Source organism: Kitasatospora sp. NPDC004669 (assembly GCF_040609455.1).
GTDB lineage: Bacteria > Actinomycetota > Actinomycetes > Streptomycetales > Streptomycetaceae > Kitasatospora.
Map to the genome: position 1 here is coordinate 1 of NZ_JBEXKB010000137.1, position 10,373 is coordinate 10,373.

A 10,373-nucleotide genomic window follows, 5' to 3' on the forward strand; every position below is an offset into this window, starting at 1 on the left:
CCGCGGGCGAGCTGGACACCGGCGAGGTAGAGCTCGCCGGGCACGCCGGGGGCGACCGGGCGCAGCGAGCCGTCCAGGACGTACACCCGGGTGTTGGCCACCGGCCGGCCGATCGGCACCGCGACCCCGTCCGCGCCGGGCTCGCAGCGCCAGGCGGTGACCTCGACGGAGGCCTCGGTCGGTCCGTACAGGTTGTGCAGCGGGACGCCCGGCAGCACACCGAAGAAGCGGTCGCGCAGGTCGGCGGGCAGGGCCTCGCCGGAGCAGAACACCCCGCGCAGACCGGTGCACCGGGCGGCGGCGGGTTCCTGGACGAAGGCCTGGAGCATCGACGGCACGAAGTGGGTGATCGTGATCCGCTCGCGGCGGATCAGCTCGGCCAGATAGGCCGGGTCCTTGTGCCCGCCCGGCCTGGCCACGACCAGCGTGCCGCCGTTGAGCAGCGGCCAGAAGAACTCCCACACCGAGACGTCGAAGCCGAAGGGGGTCTTCTGGAGCACCCGGTCCTCCGGGCGCATCACATGGTCGGTCTGCATCCAGGCCAGCCGGTTGACCACCCCGCGGTGCGGGACGGCGACGCCCTTGGGGCGGCCGGTGGAGCCGGAGGTGTAGATGACGTAGGCCGGGTTGGCCGGGCAGGCCCGGGCGGCCGGGTCGCTGGTGGGGCACCGGTCGAGCGGTGCCTCGTCCAGCACCACGACCGGCACCTCGACGGAGGCGGGGACGGCGGCTCGGGTGGCGGCGGTGGCGAGCACCAGGGCCGGGGCGCCGTCCGCCAGCACGTAGGCGATGCGCTCGGCCGGGTACTCCGGGTCGACCGGCAGGTACGCGGCACCGGACTTGAGCACGGCCAGCAGCGAGACGACCAGCTCCACCGAGCGCTCCAGGACCAGCGCGACCGTCCGCTCCGGACCGGCGCCCTGCTCGACCAGCAGGTGGGCGAGGCGGTTGGCCCGGGCGTTGAGCTCGGCGTAGGTCAGCTCGTCGCCCTCGAAGACCAGCGCGGTCGCTTCCGGTGCCCGGGCGGCCTGCGCCTCGAACAGCGCCGGCACGGTGGTGTCCGGCACCTCGACGGCGGTGTCGTTCCAGCCGGTCAGGATGCGGTGCCGTTCGGCCTCGTCCAGGACGTCGACCGTGCCGACGCGCAGACCGGGGTCGGCGACGACCGCCGCGAGCAGCCGGGTGAGACGCCCGGCCATCGCCTCGACCGTGGAGTGGTCGAACAGGTCGACGGTGTACTCCAGTTCACCGCGCAGCCCGGCCGGGGCGCGGCCCTCCCCGAACTCCTCGGTGAGGAACAGCGAGAGGTCGAACTTCGCCGAACCGCCCTGTGCGGGCAGGGTGGTGGCGGCCAGCCCGGGCAGGGCGAGCTCGGCCTCGGCGTTGTTGCGCAGTGCCAGCATCACCTGGAACAGCGGGTGCCGGGCCAGCGAGCGCACCGGGCTGAGCGCGTCCACCAGCTGCTCGAAGGGGAGGTCCTGGTGGGCGTAGGCGCCGAGGTCGGACTCCCTTACCCGGCCGAGGAGTTCGGCGAAGGTCGGGTCGCCGGACAGGTCGGTGCGCAGCACCAGGGTGTTGACGAAGAACCCGACCAGGTCGTCCAGCGCCTGGTCGGTGCGCCCGGCGACCGGGGTGCCGAGCGGGATGTCGGTGCCCGCGCCGAGCCGGGAGAGCAGGGTGGCGAGGCCGGCCTGGAGGGTCATGAAGAGGGTGACCCCGTGGGCGTGGGACAGCTCGGCGAGGCCGCGGTGGACCTCGGCCGGGACGGTGAAGGCGACGGTGCCGCCCCGGTGGCTCGCCTCCAGCGGGCGCGGGCGGTCGGCCGGAAGCGCCAGCTCCTCGGGGAGGTCGGCCAGCGCCGCCCGCCAGTAGGTGAGATGGCGGTCGGTCAGTTCGTCGTCCAGCAGCTCGCGCTGCCAGAGCGCGTAGTCGGCGTACTGGACGGGCAGTTGTGCCCACTGCGGGGTGCCACCCGCCACCCGGGCGGCGTACGCGACGGAGACGTCGCGGGCCAGCGGGGCGAGCGACCAGCCGTCGCCCGCGATGTGGTGCAGCGTGAGCAGGATCGCGTGCTCGTCCTCGGTGAGCGAGAACAGCGCCGCACGCAGCGGCGGTTCGGCGGCGAGGTCGAACGGGCGGGCCGCCTCGGCGGCGAGCAGCGCGGGCAGGGTGTCCTCGGTGGCGGCGGTGACGGGCAGGTCCACCGCGGCAGCGCTGAGGATCCGCTGGTACGGCAGTCCGTCCGGGCCCTCGGTGAACACCGTGCGCAGCGCCTCGTGCCGGGCCACCACATCGTCGACGGCGGCGGCCAGGGCGGCGGTGTCCAGCGGTCCGGAGAGGCGGACGGCCATCGGCAGGTGGTAGGCGGAGCCGCCGTCGCCGAGCCGGTCCAGGAGCCAGAGGCGACGCTGGGCGTGGGAGGCGGGGAGGTCCCGCGGCCGCTCGGCGGCGACCAGGGCGGGCCGGGCGGCGGCGGCCCGGTCGAGGCGGGAGGCGAGGCCGGCGACGGTGGGCGCCTCGAAGAGGTCCCGGAGGGCGAGTTCGACGCCGAGGACGGCGCGGACCCGGGTGACGAGCCGGGTGGCGAGCAGGGAGTGCCCGCCGAGGGCGAAGAAGTCGTCGTCCGTCGAGACCTCCGCGAGGCCCAGTACCTCGGCGAAGAGCGCGCAGAGCACCTCCTCGCGCGGGGTGCGCGGTGCCCGTCCGGCCGCGGCGGCGGCCGACCAGTCCGGGGCGGGCAGCGCGCGGCGGTCGAGCTTGCCGTTGCCGGTGGTCGGCAGGGCGTCCAGCACCACGAGCGAGGCCGGGACCAGGTGCTCGGGAAGGCCTGCGGCGAGTTCGCGGCGCAGGGCCGCCGGGTCAGGTCGGGTGCCATCGGCCGGCACCAGGTAGCCGACCAGGCGCTTGTCGCCCGGCCGGTCCTCACGGACGATCACCGCGGCCCTGCGCACCTCGGGAAGGCGGACCAACGCGGCCTCCACCTCGCCGAGTTCGATCCGGAAGCCGCGGATCTTGACCTGGTCGTCGGCCCGGCCGAGGAAGACCAGCTCGCCGTCGGCCGTCCAGCGGGTCACATCGCCGGAGCGGTACATCCGGCCGCCCGCGGGGCCGTACGGGTCCGCGACGAAGCGCTCGGCGGTCAGGCCGCGCCGGTCGAGGTAGCCGCGGGCCAGGCCGGCCCCGGCGATGTACAGCTCGCCGGGCACACCCGCCGGCACCGGACGCAGCCGGTCGTCCAGCACGTACAGCCGGGCGCCCGCGATCGGGCGGCCCAACGGCACCGGTCCGGTTGGGAGTTCGACACCGGGGGCGATGCGCTTCTCGGTGCAGTGCACGGTGGCCTCGGTCGGCCCGTAGTGCTGGACCACCTCGGCCCGCGGGTGGAGTCCGCGCCAGGCGGCCAGCGCCTCGGCGGTGAGCGCCTCGCCGCCGAGCAGCAGCTGCCCGCTGGGCGAGTACCCGGCCGGCAGGTCCTCCAGCATCGGCAGGTGGCTGGGGGTGCACTTCATGAACGTGGTCGGGCGCTCGGTGACCGCGCGCAGGGTGGCCTCGTCCTCCTCCAGCGCGGCGAGGTGCACGGTGCCGCCGGTGGTGAGCGGGGTGTACAGGCCGACGACGGTCAGGTCGAAGGAGACCGGCGAGTGCACCAGCGCGGTGCCCCGCGCGGCCTGGTAGGACGGGCCGCTCCAGCGCAGGTAGTTGACCAGCGAGCGGTGCTCGACCACGACGCCCTTGGGGCGGCCGGTCGAACCGGAGGTGTGGATGACGTACACCGGGTGGTTCGGGCGCAGCGGTGCGGTGCGGTCCCGGTCGTCCGGGTCGGTGGCCGGCAGCGCGGCCAGGCGGTCGAGGGTGTCCTCGGCGTCCAGCAGCAGGGTCGGCACGGTCGCGTCGGCCGGTGCGGCGGCGGCGGTCGCGCAGTCGGTGAGCAGCAGGACGGGCGCCGCGTCGTCGAGCAGGTAGCCGATCCGCTCGGCCGGGTAGGCCGGGTCCACCGGTTGGTAGGCGCCGCCCGCCTTGGCGATCGCGAGCAGCGCCACCACCAGGTCGGGGGTGCGGGGCAGCAGCAGGGCGACGATCCGCTCCGGGCCGACGCCCTGCCCGGTCAGCAGCCGGGCCAGCCGGTTGGCGCGGGTGTTGAGCTCCGCGTAGGACAGCTGGTGGCCCGCCGCGACCAGCGCGGTGGCCTCGGGCGTGCGGGCGGCCTGGTGCTCGAACAGCTCGGCCAGGGTCCCGCCGGGTGCGCAGGCCGGGGCGCCGGTGCTCCACTCGGTGAGGACGCGTGAGCGCTCGGCGGCGTCCATCAGCTCGACCTCGCCGATCCGGCGTCCGGGCTCGGCGGTGACGGCCGCCAGCAGGCGCAGCCAGCGTTCGGCGAGGCGCTCCGCGGTGCCGCGGTCGAACAGGTCGGTGGCGAACTCCAGCGCGCCCTCCAGGCCCTGCCCGCCGGGCCGCTCGGCCAGCCGGACCGACAGGTCGAACTTGGCGTCCGGGGCGGCCGTGGGCTCCACCGTTCCCCGCGTGCCCGGCAGGTCGAGGACCGCCTCGGCGTTGTTCTGCAGGGTCAGCGCGATCTGGAACAGGGGGTGGCGGGCGAGGGAGCGGGTGGGGTTGAGGGCGTCGACGAGCTGTTCGAAGGGCACGTCCTGGTGCTGGTGGGCGGTGAGGTTGGTGTCGCGGACCCGGTGCAGCAGGTCGGTGAAGGTGGGGTCGCCGCTGGTGTCGGTGCGCAGGACGAGGGTGTTGACGAAGAAGCCGACCAGGTCGTCGAGGGCTTCGTCGGTGCGGCCGGCGACGGGGGTGCCGAGCGGGATGTCCTCGCCGGCGCCGAGCCGGGTGAGCAGCGCGGCCAGCGCGGCCTGCAGCACCATGAACAGGGTGACGCCGTGGGCCCGGGACAGCTCGGCCAGGGCGCGGTGCAACTCGGCGGGCACCACGACCGGGACGGCGTCGCCCCGGTGGCTGGCCACCGGCGGGCGCGGGCGGTCGGTGGGCAGCGCCAGCTCCTCCGGCAGGCCCGCCAGCGCCTCCCGCCAGTGGCTGAGCTGCCGCTCCGCCGTGCTGTCCTCCAGCAGGGCGCGCTGCCAGAGCGCGTAGTCCGCGTACTGGACCGGGAGTTCGCTCCACCGCGGGGCGGCGCCGGCCAGCCGGGCGGCGTACGCGGTGGAGACGTCGCGCGCCAGCGGGGCCATCGACCAGCCGTCAGCGGCGATGTGATGGACCGTCAGCAGCAGGACGTGCTCGTCCGCGGCGAGCGTGAACAGCGCCGCACGCAGCGGGAGTTCGGCCGAGAGGTCGAACGGGCGGGCGGCCTCGGCGGCCAGCAGGCCGGGCAGTGCCTCCTCGGTGGCCCGGGCGACGGTCAGCTGCACGGTGGCCTCGGCGAGGACCCGCTGGAGCGGCTCCCCGTCCGGGCCCTCGGCGAAGACCGTGCGCAGCGCCTCGTGCCGGGCCGTGACGTCGCGCAGCGCGACATCCAGGGCCTTGGCGTCCAGGTCGCCCCGCAGGCGTACGGCGAGCGGCAGATGGTAGGCGGTGCCCGCGGTCTCCAGCCGATCGAGGAACCAGAGGCGGCGCTGGGCGTGGGAGGCGGGGAGATCCTGCGGCCGCTCGGCGGCGACCATGGCGGGCCGGGCGGTGGCGGCCCGGTCGAGGCGGGCGGCGAGGCCGGCGACGGTGGGCGCCTCGAAGAGGTCGCGGATCGCGAGTTCGACGCCGAGGACGGCGCGGACCCGACTGACCAGGCGGGTGGCGAGCAGGGAGTGCCCGCCGAGGGCGAAGAAGTCGTCGTCCACGGACACCCCGGTCACGCCGAGTACCTCGGCGAACACCGCGCAGAGCAGTTCCTCGCGCTCGTCCCGGGGCGCGCGACCGGTCGGGGCGGCGGCGGCATCCGGGGCGGGCAGCGCCCTGCGGTCCAGCTTGCCGTTGGGCGTCAGCGGCATGGTGTCGAGCACCACCAGGGCGCTCGGGACCATATGGGCGGGCAACAGCCCGGCCAGGTGCTCACGCAGGTCGCGTGCCAGCGCGGAGCGGTCCCGGGCGCCCGCCGGGATGTTGGTGAACGAGGCGACGGGGGCGGCCGCAGCGGGCTCGGGCAGCTCGGGTCCGACGCCCGGCGCCGAGAACACGACCTCCATGGCGCCCGGGTCCGTCCTCGCCCACTCGACCGCGACCCGGTAGCCCAGCCCCTCGCCGAGCGCGTGGAAGTCCTCCGGGTCGGGGGCCGCGGCGGTGGCCGACTGCGCCTGCGCCACGGTGCCGCCGCCGTCCAGGGTCCGCAGCGCGGCCAGCTCGGCCGCGATCCGGCCGTTCGGGACGTGGGTCAATCGCAGTCGGTCGGGCCGTTCCGCGTCCAGCAGGGCGAGGACGTCGGCGAGGTCGCCGCTCCAGCGGCGCCGGAGGGCGGGCCCGGCGGCGGCGTCCGGGAGCGGGCGGCGGCGCAGCACCGCGTCGTAGCGGTAGCGGCTCAGCTCGTTGTGGTGCCGGCCGCGCCGCAGCAGCACCTCGGCGGCGCCCAGCTCCGGCAGTTCGCGCGCCAGGGCGGCGAACAGCGCCGGATCGACCAGCAACTCCTCCTCGCCGGCGGCGGCCAGCTCGGCCTCCCGGCGAAGCACCGCCGGATCCGCGTCCGCCGCCGCCCGGCCGAGCCGGATCGCGGTCTGGAAGCAGCGCTGCAACCGCAGGTCGCGCAGGTCGCCGAGGAACACCGTGCCGCCGGGGGCGACCAGGCCCAGTGCCTGCCGGACCACGTCCACCAGGTAGCCGGCGCTCGGGAAGTACTGCGCGACGGAGTTGATCACGACGGTGTCGAAGAAGCCGGTGGGCAGCCCGTCCAGGACGTGCGCGGGCCGGGCCGACAGCTCGACCTTCCCGGCCAGCCCCGGCACCTCGGCGACCTTGGCGCGCAGCGAGCCGATCACGGCCCCGGAGACGTCGGCGCCGTGGTAGGCCTCGCAGTGCGGTGCGACCTCCGCGAGGATCAGCCCGCTGCCGACCCCCAGCTCCAGCACCCGGCGCGGGCGCAGACCGAGGATGCGGGCGACGGTGGTGTCCCGCCACTCGGCCATCTGCTCGGCCGGGATGGCCCGGCCGTCGTAGCTGCTCTTCCACAGGTCGAAGTCGGCGCCGAGGGCGCGCTCGGCGCTCTGCCGGTACTCGGCGTCGAACACCGCCTGCCAGCCGTCGACCTGCTCGGACTCCCGACCGGTGTCGCGGTCGGCCGCCTCGGCGGCGGGCACGACGTAGCCGACCAGCCGGACGTCCCCGGGCCGGTCCTCACGGGCCAGGACGGCGCCCTGCGCGACGGCCGGGTGGCCCAGCAGCGCGGCCTCGACCTCGCCGGGCTCGATCCGGTGGCCGCGGATCTTCACCTGGTCGTCGGCGCGGCCGAGGAAGACCAGCTCGCCGTCGTCGGTCCAGCGGGCGCGGTCGCCGGTGCGGTACATCCGGCTACCGGCCGGGCCGTACGGGTCGGCGGTGAAGCGCTCGGCGGTCAGGGCCGGGCGGTCGTGGTAGCCGCGGGCGAGGCCGTCGCCGGCGATGCACAGCTCGCCGGCCACACCCGGCGGGACGGGCCGCAGCCGATCGTCGAGCACGTACACCCGGGTGTTGGCGATCGGCCGGCCGATCGTCGGGGCGGTCCGCGGTGTGACCGGGGCGGCGGTGGACCAGATGGTGGTCTCGGTCGGGCCGTACAGGTTGGTGACCGTGCCGATCCGGCACAGTTCGGCGGCCAGCGGCGCGGGCAGCGCCTCGCCGCCCACCAGCACGCGCAGCGGTGGGAGTTCGGCGGCGCGCTCGGCCAGCGCCCGCCACAGGGACGGCGTGGCCTGCACGACGGTCGCGCCGGAGGCCACCAGCAGGGCGGCGAGCGCGCCCGGATCGCGCACCGTGGACCGGGGGACGAGCTCCACCCGGGCGCCGGAGACCAGCGGCAGGTACAGCTCCAGGGCGGCGATGTCGAAGGAGACGGTGGTGACGGCCGCCCAGCGGTCCTGCTCGTCCAGTGGGAAGCGCTCGGCCATGTCGGCCAGGAAGTTGGCCAGGTTGGCGTGCGACAGCACCACACCCTTGGGGCGGCCGGTGGAGCCCGAGGTGTAGATGACGTACGCGGGGTGCGCGGGCAGCGGCGCGGTGAGCGTGACGTCGGTGTGCTCGTCGGCACGCTCGTCGTCGGCGGGGGAGTCCAGCAGCAGCACCGGGCAGGGGAGGCCCGCCGGAAGCCGGTCGGCGGTGTCCGAGGTGGCGAGGACCAGCACCGGGGTGGAGTCGGCGAGCACGTAGGCGATCCGCTCGGCCGGGTACTCCGGGTCCACCGGCACGTACGCCGCACCGGACTTGAGCACCGCGAGCAGTGCCACCACCAGGTCGGAGGTGCGCGGCAGCGCCAGCGCGACCCGCCGCTCCGGCCCGGCACCCCGGGCGGCGAGCACCCGGGCGAGCCGGTCGGCGCGGGCGTCCAGTTCACGGTAGGTCAGCTCGCGGCCCTCGCAGGAGAGTGCGACGGCCTCCGGGGAGCGGGCGGCCCGCTCGGCGAACAGCTCCGGCAGCAGGGCGGCCGGGGCGGTCCGGCCGGTGGCGTTCCACTCGGTGAGGACGCGCGAGCGCTCGGCGCCGGTGAGCAGCTCGGCCGCGCCGATCGGCCGTTCCGGCGCCTCGACCAGGGCGGTCAGCAACCCGACCCAGCGGGCGACCAGCGTCTCGACGGTGCTGCGCCGGTACAGGTCGGTCGCGTACTCGACGGTGCCCCGGATACCGTCCGGCCGGCCGTCGGGGCCGGTGTGCTCGGACAGGTTGAGGAACAGGTCGAACATCGCGGTGTCGGCGGCGACCGGCTCGACCCGGCTCGCCAGGCCCGGCAGGTCCAGGACGGCCCGGGTGTTGTTCTGGAGCGCCAGCATGATCTGGAACAGGGGGTGGCGGGCGAGGGAGCGGGTGGGGTTGAGGGCGTCGACGAGCTGTTCGAAGGGCACGTCCTGGTGCTGGTGGGCGGTGAGGTTGGTGTCGCGGACCCGGTGCAGCAGGTCGGTGAAGGTGGGGTCGCCGCTGGTGTCGGTGCGCAGGACGAGGGTGTTGACGAAGAAGCCGACCAGGTCGTCGAGGGCTTCGTCGGTGCGGCCGGCGACGGGGGTGCCGAGCGGGATGTCCTCGCCGGCGCCGAGCCGGGTGAGCAGCGCGGCCAGCGCGGCCTGCAGCACCATGAACACGGTCATGCCGTGCTGTCGGGCCACCTCCGCCAGCCGGGCGTGGACGGCGGCCGGGATCTCCACGGCTGCCAGGTCGCCCCGATGGCTGGCCACCGGCGGGCGCGGGCGGTCGGTGGGCAGCGCCAGCTCCTCCGGCAGGCCCTGGAGCGCGGTGCGCCAGTGCTCCAGCTGGCGGCCGAGCAGGCTGTCGGAGTCCTCCTCACCGCCCAGCAGCTGCCGCTGCCAGAGCGCGAAGTCGGCGTACTGCACCGGGAGTTCCGCGAACAGCGGGGCCTCACCCGCGCGTCGGGCGGCGTACGCGGCGGAGACGTCGCGGGCCAGTGGCGCCAGCGACCAGCCGTCGCCAGATATGTGATGGATCGTCAGCTGAAGGACGTGCTCGTCCTCGGCGAGCGCGAACAGCGCGGCGCGCAGCGGCGGTTCGGCGGCCAGGTCGAACGGCCGGGCGGCCTCGGCGCGCAACGCGGCGCCCAGCTCGCCTTCCACCACCGGTCGCACCGGCAGCGGGACGGCCGATTCGGCGCGCACCACCTGGTACGGCAGACCCTCCGGGCCCTCGGCGAAGACGGTGCGCAGGGACTCGTGCCGCCCGGCGACATCGCCGAGGGCGGCCTCCAGCGCGACGGTGTCGAGCGCGCCGGAGAGCCGGACGGCCAGCGGCATGTGGTACGCGGTGCCCGCGCCGAGGTTGTTGAGGAACCAGAGCCGGCGCTGCGCGGAGGAGACCGGGACGCGCTCGGGCCGCTCGACCCGCACCAGCGGCCGTCGGGCGGCCCTGGCGAGGTCCAGTCGCTCGGCCAGCGCGGCGACGGTCGGCGCCTCGAACAGGTCGCGGACCGGCAGTTCGACCCCGAGCACGGTCCGGATCCGGCTCACCAGCCGGGTGGCGAGCAGGGAGTGCCCGCCCAGGGCGAAGAAGTCGTCGTCCACCGACACCTCGGGGACGCCCAGCAGCTCGGCGAAGAGTGCCACCAGCTGGGCCTCGCGCTCGGTGCGCGGGGCCCGGCCGTCCGGGTCCACGGCCAGGGCGGGCGCGGGCAGCGCGCGGCGGTCGAGCTTGCCGTTGGCGGTGAGCGGCAGGGCGTCCAGGACGACCAGGGCGCTGGGGATCATGTAGTCGGGCAGGGTGGTGGAGAGGTGCTTGCGGACGCATCCGAGATCGAC

General features: G+C 75.7%; 1 protein-coding gene. It reads right to left on the reverse strand.

Annotation, left to right across the window (positions count from 1 at the left end; all coding sequences use genetic code 11):
* The coding region (locus ABZW30_RS45200; RefSeq protein WP_355677169.1) for an amino acid adenylation domain-containing protein at positions 1-10,373 on the reverse strand (10,373 nt) is incomplete at both ends.